The organism is Hyphobacterium sp. CCMP332 (assembly GCA_014323545.1).
Classification (GTDB): domain Bacteria; phylum Bacteroidota; class Bacteroidia; order Cytophagales; family CCMP332; genus CCMP332.
On the sequence record CP058647.1, the window covers coordinates 924,394 to 945,392 of the forward strand.

Genomic DNA, 20,999 nt, shown 5'->3' on the forward strand with positions numbered 1-20,999 from the left:
AAAGTTACGAACCTGATATTAAAAGGTTAGTGATTTTTAAGATTTTCAAAGGAAAATCTTTATTTCGCCACATCATGAAAAAGCTTTATACAATATGGATGATCATCATATTCGTCATTACCTTCTTCATGCTTTTCCCTTTCTACTATGTATTCCTTCAAAATAAAAAATGGCACCGCCTCGCTCATAATTTAACAAAAATTTGGGCATGGGTGATAATGAAATGTGGCCTGATTTCAATTGAAGCGGTATTTGAAGCTAAAATTGAACCCAAAAAAAAATACATTTATACCCCTAATCATTTTTCGTATTTTGATATCCCCTTGATATCCTATCTCACTCCGGGCTATTACAAATTCATCGGTAAAAAATCGCTGGGAGAAATTCCGGTTTTCGGTTACATGTTTCGCAATCTTTATATAACCGTAAACAGAGAAAGCAAAACCAATGCCTACAAAACCTTATTAAGAGCGGTGGATACTTTAAATCAAGGTATTGGCCTGGTTGTATATCCGGAAGGTGGCATCCTGAGCCCCGGGCCTGAATTGGCGGCATTTAAAGACGGCCCCTTCAGAATGGCCGTAGAAAGCAATACTGAAATCATTCCTGTAACTATTCCTTTTAATTGGATATTTTTGCCGGATAACACCTGGATTATCAATCGGAGAAAACTAAAAATTATTTATCACCGTCCATTGAAACCGGGGGCAAACTCTCAGGAGGAGGTTGAACGATTAAAAAAAGAATGTTTTAAGATAATCTCTGACAGACTTAAAAAAGAACTCGAAAGTGAAAATAGATAAAAGTACAGTAGATAAAATTGCACATTTGTCAAGACTAAGTTTTGATGAAAAGTCCAGGGAAAAAATGTTGTTGGAATTAAATCAGATCATCGAATGGATCGATAAGCTTGAAGAAGTAGATACCAATGGCATTGAACCTTTAACCAATATGTCGCATGAAGTGAGCGTTGTCAGAGAAGATGAGGTTAAACATGAGCTGAGTCACGAAGAGGCTTTAAAAAATGCCCCAAAGAAAGACAGCAATTATTTCAGGGTACCAAAAGTGCTCGATAATTAATTAATGAAACATTTTTTTACGCGGCCCGATTGGCCAATATTTGATCGAAGTCTTTTTCAGATTATTCTTGCTCTCACAGGAATAACTTTTGCACTCTTTATATATGCCCTTACATACGAAGGATCATTTGTATTTCCTCTTGAAACAAGACTGGTCCCGGATATAGCTAAAGTTAAACTCTTTAATTACATCAATCCCTATGGAGATTTTTCACCCGGAATCAACAGTCTGATCAATTTCCAGAAGTATTATGCCGGTGAATTTGAAATGCCCATCCGTACCGGTCAATTATTTCAGATTAGCTTTTTCCTTTGCATAGTTGTGCTCAGCACCATGGTCGTTCGGATTTCCGGATGGTTGTTTTATATTGGTGTTTCCCTGATCATCCTTTTTTTGGTTTATTTCAAAATACAGGAGTTCGGCATAATGTCCGGCTATGAGGATTATTTTCTTTATGCCCTCTGCGCTCTACTCGCCGGTTTCGTGTTTTATCTTCACAATTATCATTTTGAAAAATCATTTAAATTCCATTTTCTGTTATCAGCCCTTGCCTGGGGCCTGCTTTGGATTATAATTTTAATATTTGGGCAGGGCAATGAATTGCTTTTTCAGTTGAGCAATTTTGCTTTTCCCGCCTGCATCGTAATATCTGTGGTATTTATCATTCTTATCGGACATGAACCGATTCATATATTCTTTGCCATGATCAGCTATTCCTCCAATCAATTTAGCCGGGCGAGAATTGTGAATTTTATTATTTTATCGCTCTTGTATCTGGGCAATGTCAGCTTGAGCTATGCCAAAACCATCGGCAAAATAGATTGGGACATTATTTATACCCCATTTCAGCTGATGTTGCTCTTTGCCATAATTGCAGGGTATTACGGTTTTCAAAAACGCTTTGATTCGGTAAAATTGTTTGAATCCCGAACAGTCCTTTTGATTGTGTATTCTACCCTCAGCCTCTTTACACTTTCATTCCTGAGCTTTGCCTACTTCTCCGGACATGACGCCATTGTGGAGATCATCGAAGATGCCACGCTCTATTCCCAGTTGGGTATGGGTACCATATTCTTTTTCTATCTGATTGTCAATTTTGGTGATTTACTACAGCAAAAAGTAAAAGCCTACAAGGTGGTTTACCGCCCCGAACGATTTCCAATATTGACGGCCTTTATCGGAGGAATTGTCATAATGGTGGCCATGTTTATGCGAAGCGGGATGTTTCCCTATTATCAGTCGATGGGTATAATTTATTCCGGAATGGCTGATAATTATCTGGTCAATGGGGATGTTAAAATGGCCCAGGTATTCTATGAGGAAGCCAGTGTTTTTGCTTTCAACAACAGCCGGACCACCATGAATCAGGCAGATATCTATAAAAAGGAGGGTAATCGGCAAGGCACTGTTTTGAGTTTAAAAAATTCGATCTTTAAAAATCCTGAACCCGTTCATTTCATTGACCTCTCAGCACAGTTTGAGCAAAATGACAAATTTTTCGATGCTGTTTTTAGCTTACAGGAAGGTATTTCCAAATTCCCCCAATCAAACTCCATTACCAATAATCTCGCATTGCTTTACACCAAATCCAAACTGTATGATTCGGCTTTTATCTATTTCAATCAAACCGATGATTTGAGCAGGGAGAGAAACTTGAGCGCCATGCTGAGCAAAGCCTCATATTTCAACCCCGATTCGCTCCCAGAGCTTAGCAAGAATGACATTACTGAAATCACCAATCGAATTTCCATTTACAATAAAGCAAGAATTCCATTTACCGATACCGTGAATATTGATATTCTCAAAGACTCCATCATTGAATTTGCAGAGTATTCCTATTTCTACAATCTGAATATCAACAAGCTTTTAACCAGTCGCAGCATACTCAGGAAAGACATCGAACAATTGTTAAAATTTAACCTAAGCGATGAATATTTCAGGGACCTTTATTTGCTAAGAGGCATGGATTACTATTTCAAAAACAATATAGCCGATGCCTTGTCAGATTTTGAAAATGCAATCAATTTCAGTGGAATGACCTCCGCCTATGTTTCTGATCTCGTGGGAACTTTGCTCATGGCCAAAGAACTGTATGGCTTGGCCGAACCCTTTATGGAGCGGGCTGAAAGAGCCGTTTATGAGAATTCCCCAAATAAATTATTGGCCATTTATACCGAGAATGAAGACCTACAAAAACTTCAGATGCTACTGAGCAAATCCTATGTAAAAAAGCTTCTTGGGGATTCTACACATAAGGAATGGAGCGCTGTGGTCAATAATGAAAAGTCATTTGAAGATATAGACACTTCAAATGAATTAATGGCCTATGTGAATTTCAAATTGTTTAAAGAGGAATTTGCAATTGAAGAATTTGCACAAATGCCCAATAGCTTTAAAAATAATTATTTAAGATTAAAAACCTCTGCGCTTGTTTTGAAGCATCTTATTGAAAATGAGGATCTTAATACTATCGAATCTTTTTACTTGCAACAAAAGAAGAATCTGCAAAACAGCTCAGAATTGGATGAATTGTATTTGAGCTATCTCTATCTGGAAAATCATATCGAAAAATTTAATTCTTATCTAGACAAGGCAGAGGAGACATCGCTCTATTATCCACTTTATAAAGCCTGGCAAAATAAAACTCAGGCTAATACGTCTGAATTTTTGAGATATGCAGAAATCGCCGTTCAGAGCTTGGGTTATGATCCCAATGTTATGCTTCTTAAAATAGACCTGATGAAGGCGAATGGGAAAGACGATACCGAAATCTATTATGAATTGGTCAATGACTTAATGGTCTATCCTGAAAATGAAGCATTGGAGAAAGCCTATGTATTGCAGGCTGCAAAAATTGGCCTCGAAAGTTTTGCTGAAAAAGAGCTGGAAGACTTAAAAAACAAATTGCAAGCCGAAGAATACCGCGACTTTTTTACCGAATATCAAAAAATTCTTCAGGAACATGCTTTAGACGATAATTGGTAAATACTATTTTTGCTTCTTATCCGCCGTCCTATTATTTTGCGTAAATTTCCGGGCATTGTCAAAAATTATAAGCACATACGAGATCTCTAAAATCTACCACATGGGAACCCAAACGGTAAATGCATTGAGATCCATTTCCATAGATATAGACAGAGGTGAATATGTGGCATTTATGGGGCCTTCGGGTTCCGGCAAATCCACATTGATGAACATTATCGGATGTCTTGATTCGCCGACTGATGGAAAATATATTTTAAATGAAAATGATGTCTCTCATCTTTCCGAAAATGACTTAGCAGAAATTAGAAATAAGGAAATAGGCTTTGTTTTTCAAACTTTTAATCTCCTTCCGCGCTCCAGTGCTTTAGAAAATGTAGAACTACCTCTTATCTATGCCGGTTTAGCTAAAAAGGAAAGAAAGGAGCGTGCCATGGAAGCACTTGAAAAGGTAGAGCTATCGGACAGATCCGATCATAAACCCAATGAGCTTTCCGGGGGGCAAAGACAAAGGGTGGCCATTGCCAGGGCCCTGGTCAATGATCCGAGTATTATTTTGGCAGATGAACCAACAGGAAATCTGGATTCTAAAACATCTTATGGAATAATGGAATTATTTAATAACCTCCATGAAAAAGGCAATACCATTATAATGGTTACGCATGAGGAAGATATTGCAGAATACGCGCACAGGGTAGTAAGGTTGCGAGACGGATTGATAGAAAGTGATGAAGAAAATAAGGCAGTTAAATTAAGCCATTGATGAAAATTTATACAAAAAAAGGAGATGACGGCACCACCTCTCTTTTAGGAGGTACGCGACTAAGCAAAAACAATATTCGAATTGACGCTTACGGAACATTGGACGAACTCAATTCTTATCTGGGACTTTTAAGAGATCAAGACGCCAATAAAGACAGGATCAATGAATTGAAAAAGATCCAGGAGGTTTTATTCACTATAGGTTCGCATTTGGCATCGGAACCAGGTAATAGCAAATTCCCCTTGCCCGAAATTAAAGACGAAGACATTTTGTTTCTTGAAAAAGAAATTGACAAAATGGAAGAAAGCCTGGAGCCGATGAAAAACTTCATTTTACCGGGAGGCCATAGTTCGGTTTCAATTTGTCATATTTGCCGTTGTATATGCCGAAGAGCAGAACGACAAGTGATATCCCTGGCCGAATTGGAAGAAGTAAAACCCATTATTAAAAAATATCTAAACAGGCTCTCTGACTATCTTTTTGTAATGTCGCGAAAGATATCGAAGGAAGTAAAAGCTGAAGAAACAGCATGGAAACCCAGAGAATAGATATTTGAAAAAAGTTAAAGTATTTGTAAATTATTCAGCACATTTTTAAACGATTAACACAAGCAGCATGATTAATACCTTTGAAATTCAAATTCAAAAAACTGAAAAAACAAAGATTTCCTCTGTCGACTTTGACAATGTACCCTTTGGAAAAGTTTACTCTGATCACATGTTTCTTGCCGAATACAAAGAAGGCCAATGGGGGAATTTTCGTATTGAACCCTATCGAAATATAAGTTTAAGTCCGGCAAATTCTGCACTTCATTACGGACAATCCATTTTTGAAGGGATGAAAGCCTACAAAATGAGCGACGGGAAAATCAGCATTTTTCGTCCTCACAAGAATTTTCAAAGGATGAATCGTTCAGCCGAGCGTATGTGTATGCCAGCCATTTCAGAAGAGTTGTTTTTTGAAGGGATAAGGTCTTTAGTCGATCTCGATCGCGAATGGATCCCTTCAAAGGAAAACACTTCATTGTATATCAGGCCCTTTATGTTTGCCATTGATGAATACATAGGAATCAAACCTTCGGATAACTATCTGTTTATGATTTTCACCTGCCCTGTAGGTGCCTATTATGCAAAGCCCGTCAATGTTAAAATTGAAACAAAATATACAAGAGCGGTGGAAGGTGGAACCGGGGCGGCAAAAGCTGCCGGGAATTACGCTGCAAGTTTATTTCCAGCGAGAATAGCACAAAAAGAAGGCTATCAACAATTGATTTGGACCGATGGAAAAGAGCATAAATTTATAGAAGAATCCGGAACTATGAATCTTATGTTTGTTGCATCAGATACACTTTATACCGCACCAACCGGTGATACTATTTTGGAAGGTGTGACCAGGGATTCCGTACTTACACTTGCCAGAGATTGGGGGATGAAAGTTGAAGAACGAAGAATACAGGTTTCAGAATTGGTAGATGCATTAAAAGAAGGACGGGTTCAGGAAGCTTTTGGCACAGGTACTGCAGCTACAATTGCGCATATTGCGAGTATAGGATATGAAGATAAGCGCTATGAATTACCAGCTCTTGAAAACAGGACATTTTCCAATAAGGTGCTGGCCACACTTGAAGGCATTAAAAGAGGTACCCAAGAGGATAAATTCAATTGGAATTATATTTTATAATTAGAATCAGACTATAAAATTTCTGAAGTACTTTTGCAGAAAAATTCATTATGACATCAGAACAATTGAAGGATGTAAAGGCGCGCTTCACGGCCTTGGGGAGGTATCTTTGACTACGATCAGAAAAAAGCTGAAGTAGAAGAAAAAGAACTGATTACAGCACAACCCGATTTTTGGGAAGATCCAAAAAAAGCAGAAGCAGTACTCAAGGAAATTCAGTCGATCAAAGTTTGGACCGAGTCATTTGAAGCTATCAAAACAGGCATAGAAGACCTGGAAACTTTATTTGAATTTCTGGAGGAGGGCGAAGGCGATGAGCAGGAAGTAGATGTTCTGCATAAAAAAGTGGCCAAAAAGCTTGAGAATCTGGAATTAAAACGAATGCTAAGCAGGGATGAAGACCGTTTGAACGCAGCACTCGAAATAAATCCCGGAGCCGGTGGTACTGAAAGTAATGACTGGGCCGAAATGCTACTCAGAATGTACATCATGTGGGGAGAAAAAAACGGCTATAAAGTGAAAGAAGTAGATTATCAACCGGGCGATGTGGCAGGTTGCAAATCCGCTACCCTGGAATTTGACGGCGATTTTGCCTATGGCTATTTGAAATCAGAAAATGGCGTACATCGATTAGTCAGAATCTCTCCTTTTGATTCGGGGGGAAGAAGACATACAAGTTTTGCTTCGGTTTATGTTTACCCTGTGGTCGATGATTCCATCAATATTGAAATAAATCCGGCCGATATTACCTGGGAAACGTACAGATCGGGAGGAGCCGGTGGCCAAAATGTAAATAAAGTGGAAACCGCTGTTCGACTGAGGCATGCGCCTTCGGGAATTGTCATTGAATGTCAGCAGGAACGTTCGCAACTTCAAAACAAAGAGAAAGCACTGCAATTGTTAAAGTCAAAATTGTATCAGGCAGAAATCGAAAAACAAAATGAAGAACGCGCTAAAATAGAGGGGAATAAGAAAAAGATAGATTTTGGATCCCAGATAAGAAGTTATGTCATGCACCCTTACAAACTTGTAAAAGACGTAAGAACCGGCATTGAAAGAAGCGATGTGCAAAATGTGATGGACGGAGATCTTGAAGATTTTATAAAAGCTTTTTTACTTAGCGATTCGAACAGTAAAACGGAAGAAACTCAATTGTAAAAAAACACGTTCTATGTGGTTACCAATTGTAAGTATGAAGTATATAAAAACGAATTCGAGGATAAAGTCCTGATATGAAAGATCAGGAAATCATCGAAAGCATCCGTCGCGGAGAAGAAGAAACCATCGACAAGTTGTATGCAAAATACTACAACATGATGGTGAAATTGGTGACCAAAAACAGTGGCACAGAAGATGAAGCGAAGGATATTTACCAGGATGCTTTGATTGTTTTTTGGCAAAAGGCCATGAAACCCGAATTTGTCCTGACATCAAAAGTCAGTACTTATATTTACAGCATTTGCAATAATTTGTGGCTAAAAGAGCTCGATCGAAAATCGAGATTGAGTCATGAGCAGCAGGAAGGTGTTTCCACTATGAGTTGGGATAGTGAAGAACGGAAAAATGCCATCAATGAGTGTATTGCAGAATTGGGCGAAACCTGTAGAAAGGTTTTAACCTATTATTATTTTGACGGAATGAGCATGGCAGTAATTGCAGAAAAACTGGGATTTGCCAATGCCGAAACAGCAAAAACAAAAAAATATAAATGCAAAAAAGCGCTTGACGAAAAAGTTAAGAAAAAATATAAAGCAAGCGACTTTTTAGATTAATAAATGGACAATTTATCACAAAGGGATTTACAAATTGAGAAATACATCTCCGGCGAAATGACTTCAGAAGAGTTGCGTTCATTCGAAAACGAAATGGACAATAACAGCGAATTAAAAGAAGAAGTTTCGTTTCAGAAAGATGTTATTTCCGCCTTAAAAATGGAGAGGAAAGCCGCATTGAAAGCAAGATTGAACAATGTGAAAATCCCATCTCCATACTCTTCGTACTATACTGCAGGTATTGCCTCAGTTGCCCTAATAAGTGGTATAGTATTTTTTAGCACATTTTGGCCAATGGAGGAGGAAAATATGATTCCTTTAAAAGAGGAACTCACAGAAATAGCTGAAACTACCCCTGAAAATTCCGATGAAATTATCAATGAAATAATCCCTGAATCGGAATCAACAAACGATATTGAGAATGAAGCTATCCTAAACGGAGAAAAGGACAAAAGCGAAGAGATGGTTTCCGGTAGGATCATCGAAAAAGAAGTGATCAGTGAAAATCCTGCTAGATTGAAAACTGAAAATAAAGCCTTAAATATTATTACCCCAAAAGCACCGGAACCCTTATCTGATACCGGTATTTCCAAATCCGATTTGGATAATGATAAAGACGACTTAATTAATACAGACAAAAGAGAGACGAATAAAGTGGAAGTAGAAATTAAAACTTCAAATGATTATAAATTTCACTACCAGTATTATAATAATAAGCTCTTCCTCTATGGAGACTTTAGCAAATCACCTTATGAGCTGATTGAGCTAAATAGAGATGATTCCAAAAAACTTTACATGTATTTTAGCGGAAAATATTTTGCACTGGAAACCAACCAAATGGACATCGCCAAATTGAGTCCAATCAGGGATAAAATTATCATCAAAGGGCTCGATAATTTAAGACTTCGATAATCTTTATATTCTTTTATCAACAGATTGCTAAATTTGTCACTCAATTACAGAGAACTTGACAAATAATTCGAAAACCAAGAAAAAAATAAGACTGGGAAGCTATCCTGCCATAAGTGTAATGACAGGTATTACCTTAGCACTTTTAATACTTGGTGCTTTCGGAATAATAATGGTGCACGCCGGTAAATTTTCTCAGATCGTAAGGGAAAATGTTGAAATTCAAGTCTACCTTCATAAAACAGTTACAGAAAATCAGCGGAGCAAAATCAAGCAGGAATTGCTATCCAAAGCATTTTTAGCGGTAAAAGAAAATCAACCCGCCATCCAATTTATTTCTAAAGAAGAAGCTGCTCAGTCATTTATCGACGACACAGGAGAAGATTTTTTTTCAATCCTGGATAATAATCCGCTTCACGATGCTTTTATAATCAATGTAAAACCTGAATACATTGAAGAAGCGAAAATGAAACGCATAAAAAAGGACCTGGAGGGAATTAGTGGTGTGTTTGAAGCGCATTATGTTGAAAATCTGGTTAAGGATATCAATAGCAATATTCAAAAAGCCGGAATAATTCTATTTGTTCTCTTCTTATTGTTTTTATTCACCTCAGTGATTCTCATTAATAATACCATAAAACTCGCATTATTTTCTCAACGATTTCTTATCCGAAGCATGCAATTAGTTGGTGCAAAACCCTGGTTTATCCAAAGGCCTTTTCTGTTACGAGCCAGTTTACACGGGCTCTTCAGCGGGTTTATTGCCTCGCTTTTAATCATTGTACTGCTTTATTATTCCTACCGGGAAATAGAAGATCTTAAAATGTTATACGATCAGGAGAGTTTAATTATAGTTTTTTCTTCAATTTTGATCGTTGGAATGGTCATAGGCTTTAGCAGCTCATTCAGAGCCATTAATAAATATCTTAAAATGTCATTAGACGAATTGTACTAAATCATGAGTGATAACAATCAATTACCTTTTGGTAAAAATAATTACATCCTAATGCTTATCGGCTTGGGTATACTAATTCTTGGAATGATCCTGATGAGTTTGGATAATGAAGAATTCGGTTTTGGATTCCTCGGCCTTACTTTGGGACCTGTCATTGTACTGATAGGATTTGCATTTCAGTTTTATGCTATCCTTAAAAAACCCAAATCAGATAAATGACATGGTTTGAAGCCCTGATTCTGGGAATAATTCAGGGTCTCACGGAATTTTTGCCCATCAGCAGTAGTGGGCACCTTGAATTGGGGAAATTTCTTTTGGGAGGTTCAGAAATTCCTGAAGAAAGCCTGCTTTTCACAGTAATCGTTCATGGCGCCACAGCTCTCAGCACAATAGTTGTATTCAGAAAAGACATTTCTGAAATTTTTGCCGGTTTGTTTAAATTCAACAACAATGAAGAATTTAAATTTTCAGTAAAAATTATCATTTCCATGTTTCCCGCAGTTTTTGTAGGTCTTGTTTTTGAAGACTTCATCGAAAATTTATTTTCCGGAAATATTTTACTTGTATCCGCCATGCTGATTCTGACCGGCTTGCTTCTTTTTCTGGCCGATAAGGCAAAGAATACGGAGAAATCTGTATCCTATCTGCATGCCCTTATCATAGGTGTTTCTCAGGCCATAGCGATATTGCCCGGAATTTCGCGTTCAGGGGCAACAATTTCTACCTCAGTCCTGCTGGGTATTGATCGCTCCAAAGCAGCAAGATTTTCTTTTTTAATGGTGGTCCCCCTTATAATTGGTAAAATTTCAAAAGACCTGCTCGACGGCACTCTTATGGCTCAGGAAGATTCTTTTCTGATATTGGGTATAGGCTTTGTTGCGGCTTTTATCGCCGGACTTTTTGCCTGCACCTGGATGATTGCCCTGGTTAAAAGGAGTAAGCTTAAATACTTTGCCTTTTACTGTTTTATTGTAGGCGGCATTTTCCTGATTTTTCAACTGCTATGAAAAATTCTCCGGATCAATTTGATTTTGCCAAAGGAGAATTGGTATTGATAAATAAACCCCTGACCTGGACCTCCTTTGATGTAGTTAAAAAAATCCGTTTTACCGTAAAACAAAAAAAAGTAGGCCATGCCGGCACGCTTGACCCATTGGCTGATGGCTTGCTTATAATAGCAATAGGGCCGGCAACCAAGCAGATCAATGAATTACAGATATTGAATAAAACCTATACGGGAATTTTTGAGATTGGCAAAACCACGCCGTCCTACGATCTTGAAACAGATTTTGATTCAGAAAGCGATTTCAGCCATATTACTAGTGAAGATCTGGATAAAGCGGTAAAGGAATTGACAGGGGAAATTGATCAAAGGCCTCCCCTCTTCTCTGCGATCAAGCACGAAGGTAAACGCGCATATAAAAAGGCCCGTCAGGGAGAAAACATAGTTCTGGATGCCCGAAAAGTTAACATTGAAGAATTTAAATTGACAAAAGTTGATTTACCGGAAGTTCAATTTGAAGTAAAATGTTCAAAGGGCACTTATATTCGGAGTCTGGCTCAGGATTTTGGTAATATCCTAAAAACAGGCGCATATTTGAAACAATTGACCAGAACAGCCATCGGAGATTATCAATTAAAAGATGCCTATGAGCTGGAAGATTTTATAAAAATATTCAGGCCTTAATGAAAGTCTTTTACGGACTCGAGCATATCGAAAAAATCCCAAATGCCGTGGTTACCAGCGGTACATTTGATGGGGTTCATATTGGCCATCAGAAGATATTGCAAAGAATTTCCGAAACGGCTAAAAAGGACAATGGCTATTCGGTTTTGATTACCTTTTGGCCACATCCAAGACTGGTGCTCGACCAGAATAATAGTCAGCTCAAATTATTGAGTACCATCGATGAGAAAATTGAACTCCTCCGTTCTTTTGGACTGGATTATCTGGTTGTGATCCCTTTTACCAAAGCCTTTTCTAAATTGAGCTCCTTTCAATTTGTCAATGACATACTTGTAAAGACAATAGGAACAAAGAAATTGATCATTGGCTATGATCATCACTTTGGAAGAAACCGCGAAGGAAGCTTTGAATATTTAAATGAAAATGCCGAAAAATTTGGTTTTACCGTAGAGGAAATATCAAGACAGGATATCGATGATATCGGGATAAGCTCTACAAAAATTCGCAATTCGCTTTTGAATCACAATATTTCAGTCGCCAATGATTTTTTAGGGAGGCCATACGAGATTCGCGGAAAAGTAGTGCACGGTGATTCAAGAGGCAAGGAAATGGGTTTTCCAACGGCCAATGTAGAGATAAAGGAAGATTATAAATTAATTCCCTGTGATAGCGTATATGCCGTAGAGGTTGAATTTTATGGCTCGGAATTTTATGGCATGTTGAATATAGGCATGCGCCCTACCGTAGACGGCAAGAAAAAACAAATGGAGGTTCACATATTTGATTTCAATCAGGAAATTTACGGTGAAACACTGATCGTTCGATTTCTGGATTTTATTCGCATTGAAAAAAAATTTTCCGATATTCAGGAATTAAAGATTCAACTCGATACGGATATGAAAACCGTTAAGGAAAGAATTAAAAAAATCAATAAAACATGATCAATAAAACGGTTTCCAATGCAGATGAAGCAGTAAAAGACATCCCATCAGGTTGTACATTGATGATGGGTGGATTTGGGCTATGCGGCATTCCGGAAAACAGCATTGCTGCGCTTTTAAAAACCGGTGTCAAAGACCTCACGGTTATTAGCAATAATGCAGGTGTGGATGGTTTTGGAATAGGATTGCTTCTTCAGACAAGGCAGGTAAAGAAAATGATTTCATCTTATGTTGGTGAAAACGCTGAATTTGAAAGACAACTGCTCTCCGGTGAACTAGAAGTAGATTTGATTCCTCAGGGTTCTTTGGCAGAAAGAGTGAGAGCCGGAGGTGCCGGAATTCCCGCATTTTTTACACCGGCAGGTTATGGTACGGAAGTGGCAGAAGGAAAGGAAACCCGCAATTTCAACGGAAAAATGCACATACTGGAATCCTGGCTTAAAGCCGATTTTTCACTTGTGAAAGCCTGGAAAGGCGATACTGCCGGCAACCTGATATTCAAAGGGACAGCCAGAAATTTTAACCCAATGATGGCTGCAGCCGGAAATATTTGTATCGCTGAGGTTGAAGAACTCGTCCCTGCCGGAGAATTGGATCCCAATTACATACATACGCCCGGAATTTACGTACAGCGGATTTTTCAGGGTAAGAATTATGAAAAAAGAATAGAACAACGAACCATAACCGAAAGGAAATAATCATGAGTCTTGATAAACACGGAATTGCAAAGCGCATCTCCCGGGAGGTGAAAAACGGTTATTATGTAAATCTCGGCATAGGTATTCCCACGCTTGTGGCCAATTATATCCCGGACGGCATGGAAGTGGTTTTACAGTCGGAAAATGGACTTCTGGGAATCGGCCCTTTTCCATTTGAAGAAGATGTGGATGCCGACCTGATCAATGCCGGTAAACAAACGGTCACCATGCTCAAAGGATCCTCTTTGTTTAGTTCATCTGAAAGCTTTGCCATGATAAGAGGTGGCCATGTTCATTTGACCATATTGGGAGCTATGGAAGTATCTGAAAACGGGGATATTGCCAATTGGAAAATTCCGGGCAAAATGGTTAAGGGCATGGGTGGCGCAATGGATTTGGTAGCTTCCGCGGAAAACATCATTGTTGCCATGCAGCATACCAACCGCGCCGGAGAGTCTAAATTACTTAAAGAGTGCACCTTGCCCCTTACAGGCGTAAATTGTGTTAAAAAAATTGTTACCAACCTGGCCGTCCTTGAAGTTTTACCCGATAGAGGATTTAAATTAATCGAGAGGGCACCAGGTGTAAGCGTTGAAGAAATTAAAAATGCAACGGAGGGTAAATTAATGGTTGAAGGTAATATACCTGAAATGAAACTAGATTAAAATGAAAATCAGCAAATTAATAGTTGTTTTATTATTGGGCTCAATATTTCTCTGGAGCTCCTGTAAAGACGAAGATGATACTCCAGGCTCGATTCTCGGGGGACCAAATCAGGATTTGGAATTAGGTATGCAGGTAAGAGATGAAATTGAAAGTGATCCTGCACAATTTCCAATAATGCCGGAAGTAACCGATGCACAAAAAAATGCATACAACTATTTGCGAAATAATATACTTGCGCCCATTACAAATGCCTCGGATGTTGTTTTGGATGATGAATACGATTTCCCTTATGAGGATATAAAAATAATTGCTGATACCAGCACTTTAAATGCTTTTGCGACCCCCGGAGGATTTATCTATGTATATGCCGGTTTAATCCGGTTTTTAGAAGTTGAAGATCATTTGGCCGGCGTACTAGGCCATGAGATTGCCCATGCCGAGAGAAGGCATTCAATTAAACAAATAGAAAAACAATACGGCTTATCCATTATTCTCAGTATACTGGCAGGAGAACAGTCTAGTCAATTGACACAGATTGCCGGTCAAATTGCTGGAAGCCTGGCAGGATTGGCTTTTAGTCGTGAAGCTGAATCGGAAGCCGATGAATTCGCTGTAAAATACAACAGTGAAACACCATATTCCTGTGATGGTGTGGCTGGATTTTTTCAGAAACTCGAAGAATTGGGATCGGGAAGCCCTCCTGAATTTCTAAGCACTCATCCCAATCCGGATACAAGAATTGAAGAGATTGATCAGGTGGCCAATGATCTCAATTGCGATAGAACTGAAAATGCCCAGGCTGATTATGCCCAGTTTCAGCAATGGGTCCTTGAAGGGCTGTAGTTATTTTTCGACCTTAATAAATACCGGGAAGTGATCACTGAATCCACCCAGATATAAGCTGCCACCCCAGGTTCTTAAAGGATAACCTTTGTATCGGTTATTTTCACCCTTTTGCTTTAACCAGTCTCTTTCAAAAATTCCTGCAGAACCTTGAACATAATCAGGATTTTTTCCATCAAGCAGTGATGGAGAAATCAGAATCTGATCGAGCATGTTCCAATTGTCCCTGTATCTGTAAGAGCCCTTTTCTGCGGAATCAAGGGCTGCAAAAGTATTTATTACGGTGCCTTTCAGGTTCTGCAAACTCGCGTCCGTGGTTTCATCATTGAAATCACCCATAATAATAATATTTGCTTTAGGGTCATTTTCCAAAATTTGAAATAAATGTCCTTTGAGGCTATTGCTCGCTGCTATCCTCTTATAATTGGATTCCTCTCTGCCGCCATAACGCGAAGGCCAGTGGTTCACATAAAAATGAAATACTTCCTTTCTCTTTCCTATTAAGCGAACGTATAATATATTCCTTGTTCGAAAATCCGGCTCATCTTCAATCTCCACCTCAAGAGCTATGGCTGTATCGAGGACATAGTCCGGTTTAAAAAATAAAGCCACGTCTATTCCGCGGCGATCCCGTGATTCTATATGTGCAATTTGATATGACAGGTTTTTTAAAGATGATCTATTGCTTAAATCTTCCAGCACCATGCGATTTTCCATTTCACACAGTCCCAGTATTTCCGGCCCTCCTGAAGCACCCATCAGCGATATCACTTTTGCCAGACTATCGAGCTTATTATAGTACTTTGCTGTATTCCACTGTTTTTCGGAATCAGGTAGAAATTCATTGTCGTTAATTTTTGGATTGTCGAGAGTATCAAATAGGTTTTCCAAATTATAGAAAGCAATCGTGTGAATTTCTTTTTTACAGGAACTGCTAAAAAAGATGAGCAAAGACAGCAATAAAAGATAGAAATTTTTAATCATGGAAGAGGATCAAATAAATAATTCTAATTTCGCAGCAAAATAGCGATAAATGAATTCAGAAATAAAATTTAAAATCAAACTTGATGAGGACCGGATTCCGGAGAAAATCGAATGGGATGCCAGTGACAGACCGGAAGATTCCTCCAGCGATACAAAAGCCATCGCTATTGGCTTATGGGATGATAAACTCAGTAATACTCTGAGAATTGATTTATGGACGAAGGACATGAGTGTGCTGGATATGAAAAAATTCTATATTGATATGATTGGTGGAATGGCCGAAAGCATACGCAATGCTACCGATGATCAGGTTATGGCCAATAGAATTCAGGAAGTAGTCCAGGAATTGGTACTTCATGTAAAAAACACTGAAAATCAGGCCTAATTTAATTTTCCATCGAGAAAATTCATTACCTCATTTTCAATTTTTTCAGCCCTGGTGTCTATTTCAGCGGCTTCCTTGAGTGTTTTCTTTAGAAACACTTTATCATCAAGATCCTTGGAATTAATCTTGACATTTAAATAAGCACCACGAACTGCAGCTCTTCCACTCAATGCGCCGACTCCTGCATCGGAAGCCGAATTTGGATTGCCAATTTTGGCCATCTCTCTTGCTAATTCTATAGCTTCCATTGAAACGCGCATGGTTTCAAGCGGGATTTCTATTGCGTACTTCGTTGCTTCCTGCATGGCCGCCTTCCTTAAGGTTTTTTCCTCAGTGCTGTCTTTAGGCATTCTAACCGCAGCTATTATTCTATTAAAGGCATTCGTATCTTCATCTACAAGTCTGATCAGCCGATCCTTGATATTTTGGCCTTTTTCTGCCCAATTGGAAAATTCCTCCCATCTTTCATCCCAACCCCTTTTATGAGAAGAGAGATTGGCCACCATCGTTCCCAATGATGCGCCCAAAGCACCTAAATAAGCTGATACAGAACCACCTCCGGGAGCAATGCTTTCCGAGGCAGTTTCATCTGCAAATTCATTGAGTTTCAAATTTACAAGCGGCGCTGAATTGGTATCTTCGATTTGGTATTCAATGATTTTTTTTCTTGGATCAAAGGGTTTCAAATCATCAAGGCCAAGCGACTTAACAGCTATTTTAATAAGTACAGCTTCCGATACACCGGTAGATCTTTGTTGTTTCTTCAAATAGTGTTTTCCGGCATCGATCATCACTTTCTTAGGCACCAGGCCTACCAATTCAGATCCTGTCACTCGTATGCCCCTTGAAGTTGCACTTTTAACAATCTCATCAAATACAATATGTACCGGCGATACATTTATATTGGTCAAATTCATTGATACCTGAGCTATTCCGTATTCCTCAATATACCAACCTATGCCTTTTGTAGCTTTGCAAGTTCCGGCGACTCTTTCCGGGTTGCCATCTTTATCTCTTACAATTTCTCCGCTAACTGGATCGCCTTTTCGTTTTACTCTTCCTGCTTCACGCACATCAAATGCAATTGAATTGGCTCTTCTGGGTGAAGTCGTGTTCAAGTTGAAATTATAGGCGATTAGAAAATCTCTTGCGCCAATCGCTGTTGCACCTGATTTTGGTCTGAAGACGGCAGGACCGAAATCCGGTTTATGCTCTTCTTTTTTTAAACGTGCTTCAAGACCTTCGTATTCACCTGCCCGTACTTTGGCCAGATTCTTTCTGGAAGGAGATAATGCTGCATTTTCATAACAGTATATGGGGTAATCCAATTGCTCACCTGCTCTTTTTGCAAGATCTCTGGCATGCTCAACTGTTTCTTCCATGCTAATGTTTGCAACCGGAATCAAAGGACATACATCTGTAGCACCAAAACGCGGGTGTTCTCCGTTGTGTTTGGACATATCTATTAATTCCTTTGCCTTTAACATGGCCAGCAATGCGGCGTTTTTAACAGCCTCAGGGTTTCCAACAAATGTAACCACCGTGCGATTGGTTGCTTTCCCGGGATCAACATCGAGAAGTTTTACCCCCTCTACACTTTCTATTTCATTGGTGATTTGCTTGATAATATTCAAATCGCGCCCTTCAGAAAAATTCGGGACGCATTCTATCAGTACTTGTTTCATTTTATACTATTTCTCCATTTAGGACTACTTTTTTAATTGCAGGTCTGCCAAAATTATAAGGCATAAAACTAAGGTTCTCAATTTTTTCTGTAATTATAAAATTGGCCGGCTCGTTGATGTATATTCCGCCATGGGTTTCTCCTATTTCCATGGCATGTGCAGCATTTACAGTGGCCGCATTTAAAGCTTCTTCCGGCAACATTTTCATCTTTATACATGCAAGTGACCAGATAAAATTCATATTCCCCGATGGTGAACTTCCGGGATTGTAATCGGAGGCCAGACTTATTGCAAGATTTTCTTCAATCATTTTTCTTGCAGGAGGGTATTCCATTTCAAGAAAAAATGCTGTGGAAGGCAATAGAGTAGCAATAGTATTTGAATTTCTCAAAGCTTCAATTTCGGCATCTCCCGTGCATTCAAGATGATCTACACTCACTGCCTTATTTTTAACGCCTACCTGAATGCCACCAGAAAAATCCAACTCATTGGCGTGAATTTTTGCTTTTAAGCCATATTTGGATGCAGCATTTAATATAGCATCGGTTTCCTTTTCAGTAAAAAAGCCTCTGTCGCAAAACACATCGCAATAGTCTGCCAGTTTTTCCTCAGCTACAGCCGGAAGCATTTCTTCTATTACTGTTTTAACATAAGCCTCCTGTTCCATTTCTTTTGGAACCGCATGAGCACCGAGAAATGTGGTTTTTACTTTTATAGGCGAGGCCTCTTGTATCCTTTTAGCGACTCTAAGCAATTTTAGTTCGGATTCTAAACTCAAACCATATCCGCTTTTTATTTCCACAGCTCCAGTTCCCATTTTAATTATTTCCCTAAGCCTTAGCCAGGTGGACTCGAACAAGTCTTCCTCGGAAATTTTTGCGGTGTGTTTGGCTGTATTGAGAATGCCTCCTCCGCGTTTGGCTATTTCCACATAGCTCAAACCATTGATTCGGTCTACAAACTCTTCCTCTCTTGTTTTAGGGAATACCAAATGCGTATGGGAATCTACAAATGAAGGAATTACATAAGAATCCTTACAGTCTATTTCTTTTGTAAATGACAAATCTTTATCCAATTCTGCCATTTGGCCAAAATCCTTTATACCATCTTTATCACATATAATAAAAGCGTTTTCAATGGATTCAAGTCTGGCCAGGTCCCTGCCTTTTTTTATTTCAAAGGCTTGCTTCGAAGCATTTATTAATTGCCTGATGTTCCTGTATAAATACATTTATTGAAGTTTAAGGAATAATTGACATGGCGATGCTAAAGATCAATTATCACCGACCGATTCAAACGCTTCCTTTTCCATTTTTAAGCTTGTGGCAAAAACAGGAAAGGAAACTTTAAATAAAAGAAATGTACCTCTTTTAGCTACAGAAGGCCTAATCCCTGCTTCAAAACCGTAGCTATAGGTGAATTTTTGATTGAACTTTCCTTCCAGACCTACTCTAAATCCTATAGGGTTTGTGTCAAATTTGGATACATCATAACTCACATCCTGATAAAATACATTAGTGAAATTAAAGGAAGGCATTATAATTAGGTCAGCATAGGCAGTTACAAGAATATCATTACCGAGATTTGAATAATTTTCAGGTTTAATGATCACATTTCTGAATTGTGAATAAGAACCGCCAATATAAAAACCCATGGCACTAACATTGCCGTAAAGCCTGTTATCTACAAAATCAGTAATCAATGAGCCGTCGCTGCCTTCGAGTGATTCGATTTTTTGTCTGAAAGCAAGATCTGAATAGTTTACTGTGCTGGAATAGGCCATAAAACCTGCTCTGGCACCGATTATTTCCCTGACTTTTGCAGCTACTTTTACAAATTCTACTGGTTTCAACGCTTCCCGTTTTCTCGCTTTTTCCGAATTAAATTCATTGCGTAATACAATCTTTGCAATACCGTCTTTCACATCGTCATAAGCATGATACGTCCCTCCGATCTCAACAAAATAGGCCGATTGCAGCGTTGTTTTAAAATCATTGTTCAATTCAGCAGCTTTTCTATAAACATCAGTAGATGATGAATAGGGTTTTCGCAAGGACAAATGCAAATCAAATTTCTCGTATTCTATGAATTGGGCTTCAAAGCCATAACCCGCATTGATATTTGACAGGAACATGTCGAAATACAGAGGCTGGAATTTTAACCATAGTTTGTAGATGTCATATGGTTCATCATAAAGCTTCTCAAAAACCACACTTTCCTTTTCGTCTGAATTTTCCTGATTTTCCGTGGTGTTTTCTTCCTGAGCATAGGTGCTCAGTCCCAGAAACACAATAGTAATTATTAAAGTAAGCGTTCTCAAATACATGAACTCAATTTTAACCAAATTTATGGTCATTTCACTTCTTAAAACTTAAAATTCGCTAAAAATATCTCCAAAGGAAAATAATATATCAACTACCATTTGTTTTTCCACATCATAGACTCAACAGGAAATACAGTTTTTTCGATATATTTTGCATTTTTCTTCTTGTTGTAATAATTATTTACATCGCCTTCCACGGTAAAATAAATTAATTGGCCAATAGGCATACCACTGTAAACTCTAACCGGTTGTTTTACAGATATTTCCAGAGTCCAGGAATTGCAAAAACCCACATCGCCTTTACCCGCAGTTGCATGAATATCTATCCCCAGGCGCCCCACGCTTGATTTTCCTTCTAAAAAAGGAACATGTGCATGTGATTCTGTATACTCTGCGGTTACACCAAGGTATAATGTATCGTTTTGAAGTATAAAACCTTCTTCAGGGATCTCAAAAATTTGAATTTTATTGTGCTTTCTGGCGTCTAGAACGCGATTTTCATAGGTTCCCAAATATTTACCCAAATGAACATCATATGAATTGGTTCCCAGGTGCTGGATATTGAACGGTTCAATGATAATATTTTTGTCTTCAATTTCTTTGAGAATTTGCTTGTCAGTTAGAATCATACTTGCTTTTAAATAAA

The 20,999-nt window shown here is 38.5% G+C and carries 23 protein-coding genes; 18 read left to right on the top strand and 5 right to left on the bottom strand.

Features of this window, described 5'->3' with window-relative positions; all coding sequences use genetic code 11:
* Nucleotides 1-74: 74 nt before the first annotated feature.
* The 17 genes from HZR84_03990 (at nt 75) to HZR84_04070 (ending at nt 14,976) form a co-directional block, all read left to right on the top strand.
* Nucleotides 75-803, top strand: coding sequence for a 1-acyl-sn-glycerol-3-phosphate acyltransferase (locus tag HZR84_03990; GenBank protein QNL21133.1), 729 nt, complete (start codon nt 75-77; stop codon nt 801-803).
* On the top strand, nt 790-1,080 hold the full coding sequence (gatC, locus tag HZR84_03995; GenBank protein ID QNL21134.1) for an Asp-tRNA(Asn)/Glu-tRNA(Gln) amidotransferase subunit GatC: 291 nt from the start codon (nt 790-792) through the stop codon (nt 1,078-1,080). The genes HZR84_03990 and gatC overlap by 14 nt, the downstream gene beginning before the upstream one ends.
* 3 nt (nt 1,081-1,083) lie before the next feature.
* A complete protein-coding gene (locus tag HZR84_04000) occupies nt 1,084-4,065 on the top strand; it encodes a hypothetical protein (GenBank protein QNL21135.1) in 2,982 nt (993 codons plus the stop codon).
* A gap of 100 nt (nt 4,066-4,165) precedes the next feature.
* Complete coding sequence (locus HZR84_04005; GenBank protein QNL23182.1) at nt 4,166-4,825, top strand: ABC transporter ATP-binding protein; 660 nt, start codon at nt 4,166-4,168, stop codon at nt 4,823-4,825.
* Complete coding sequence (locus HZR84_04010) at nt 4,825-5,373, top strand: cob(I)yrinic acid a,c-diamide adenosyltransferase (protein QNL21136.1); 549 nt, start codon at nt 4,825-4,827, stop codon at nt 5,371-5,373. Before HZR84_04005 ends, HZR84_04010 begins: the two co-directional genes overlap by 1 nt.
* A gap of 67 nt (nt 5,374-5,440) precedes the next feature.
* Nucleotides 5,441-6,505 (top strand): branched-chain amino acid aminotransferase, encoded by a 1,065-nt coding sequence (locus HZR84_04015; GenBank protein QNL21137.1) that lies wholly within the window; start codon nt 5,441-5,443, stop codon nt 6,503-6,505.
* A gap of 50 nt (nt 6,506-6,555) precedes the next feature.
* Nucleotides 6,556-7,663 (top strand): peptide chain release factor 2 gene (gene prfB, locus HZR84_04020; protein QNL21138.1). Its coding sequence is split into 2 segments (ribosomal slippage): nt 6,556-6,615 and nt 6,617-7,663, totalling 1,107 coding nucleotides; the frame shifts between segments, so codons are not numbered across the junction.
* Nucleotides 7,664-7,737: 74 nt separating this feature from the next.
* A complete protein-coding gene (locus HZR84_04025) occupies nt 7,738-8,277 on the top strand; it encodes a sigma-70 family RNA polymerase sigma factor (protein QNL21139.1) in 540 nt (179 codons plus the stop codon).
* Between the two features lie 3 nt (nt 8,278-8,280).
* A complete protein-coding gene (locus tag HZR84_04030) occupies nt 8,281-9,189 on the top strand; it encodes a hypothetical protein (GenBank protein ID QNL21140.1) in 909 nt (302 codons plus the stop codon).
* A 118-nt stretch (nt 9,190-9,307) separates the two neighbouring features.
* Entirely contained in the window at nt 9,308-10,141 is an 834-nt protein-coding gene (locus HZR84_04035; protein QNL23183.1) for an ABC transporter permease, read from the top strand.
* Between the two features lie 3 nt (nt 10,142-10,144).
* Nucleotides 10,145-10,360: a DUF3098 domain-containing protein gene (locus HZR84_04040; protein ID QNL21141.1), complete on the top strand. Its 216-nt coding sequence runs from the start codon at nt 10,145-10,147 to the stop codon at nt 10,358-10,360.
* Entirely contained in the window at nt 10,357-11,148 is a 792-nt protein-coding gene (locus HZR84_04045; GenBank protein ID QNL21142.1) for an undecaprenyl-diphosphate phosphatase, read from the top strand. Before HZR84_04040 ends, HZR84_04045 begins: the two co-directional genes overlap by 4 nt.
* A complete protein-coding gene (gene truB, locus HZR84_04050) occupies nt 11,145-11,828 on the top strand; it encodes a tRNA pseudouridine(55) synthase TruB (GenBank protein QNL21143.1) in 684 nt (227 codons plus the stop codon). Before HZR84_04045 ends, truB begins: the two co-directional genes overlap by 4 nt.
* Complete coding sequence (locus HZR84_04055; protein ID QNL21144.1) at nt 11,828-12,769, top strand: bifunctional riboflavin kinase/FAD synthetase; 942 nt, start codon at nt 11,828-11,830, stop codon at nt 12,767-12,769. The genes truB and HZR84_04055 overlap by 1 nt, the downstream gene beginning before the upstream one ends.
* Nucleotides 12,766-13,467, top strand: a complete 702-nt coding sequence (locus HZR84_04060) for a CoA transferase subunit A (GenBank protein ID QNL21145.1) — start codon at nt 12,766-12,768, stop codon at nt 13,465-13,467. The genes HZR84_04055 and HZR84_04060 overlap by 4 nt, the downstream gene beginning before the upstream one ends.
* A gap of 2 nt (nt 13,468-13,469) precedes the next feature.
* Nucleotides 13,470-14,132 carry a 3-oxoacid CoA-transferase subunit B gene (locus HZR84_04065; protein ID QNL21146.1) on the top strand — a complete coding sequence of 221 codons (663 nt, stop codon included), beginning with the start codon at nt 13,470-13,472 and terminating at the stop codon, nt 14,130-14,132.
* Nucleotide 14,133: 1 nt separating this feature from the next.
* Nucleotides 14,134-14,976 carry a M48 family metalloprotease gene (locus HZR84_04070; GenBank protein ID QNL21147.1) on the top strand — a complete coding sequence of 281 codons (843 nt, stop codon included), beginning with the start codon at nt 14,134-14,136 and terminating at the stop codon, nt 14,974-14,976.
* Here HZR84_04070 and HZR84_04075 read toward each other — a convergent pair whose 3' ends face one another.
* A complete protein-coding gene (locus HZR84_04075) occupies nt 14,977-15,960 on the bottom strand; it encodes a hypothetical protein (GenBank protein QNL21148.1) in 984 nt (327 codons plus the stop codon). It abuts the gene before it with no gap.
* Nucleotides 15,961-16,009: 49 nt separating this feature from the next.
* Here HZR84_04075 and gldC point away from each other — a divergent pair, with 49 nt between their 5' ends.
* Entirely contained in the window at nt 16,010-16,345 is a 336-nt protein-coding gene (gldC, locus tag HZR84_04080) for a gliding motility protein GldC (GenBank protein QNL21149.1), read from the top strand.
* On the opposite strand, the gene ftcD is transcribed toward gldC, so the two are convergent.
* The 4 genes from ftcD to HZR84_04100 all read right to left on the bottom strand — a co-directional run bounded on the left by ftcD (nt 16,342) and on the right by HZR84_04100 (nt 20,982).
* Nucleotides 16,342-18,030, bottom strand: a complete 1,689-nt coding sequence (gene ftcD, locus HZR84_04085; protein QNL21150.1) for a glutamate formimidoyltransferase — start codon at nt 18,028-18,030, stop codon at nt 16,342-16,344. The two genes, gldC and ftcD, sit on opposite strands and share 4 nt — an antisense overlap.
* A gap of 1 nt (nt 18,031) precedes the next feature.
* Nucleotides 18,032-19,261 carry an imidazolonepropionase gene (locus tag HZR84_04090; GenBank protein QNL21151.1) on the bottom strand — a complete coding sequence of 410 codons (1,230 nt, stop codon included), beginning with the start codon at nt 19,259-19,261 and terminating at the stop codon, nt 18,032-18,034.
* A 42-nt stretch (nt 19,262-19,303) separates the two neighbouring features.
* On the bottom strand, nt 19,304-20,356 hold the full coding sequence (locus HZR84_04095; GenBank protein ID QNL21152.1) for a hypothetical protein: 1,053 nt from the start codon (nt 20,354-20,356) through the stop codon (nt 19,304-19,306).
* Nucleotides 20,357-20,445: 89 nt separating this feature from the next.
* Nucleotides 20,446-20,982 (bottom strand): dCTP deaminase, encoded by a 537-nt coding sequence (locus tag HZR84_04100; protein QNL21153.1) that lies wholly within the window; start codon nt 20,980-20,982, stop codon nt 20,446-20,448.
* Nucleotides 20,983-20,999: the final 17 nt, after the last annotated feature.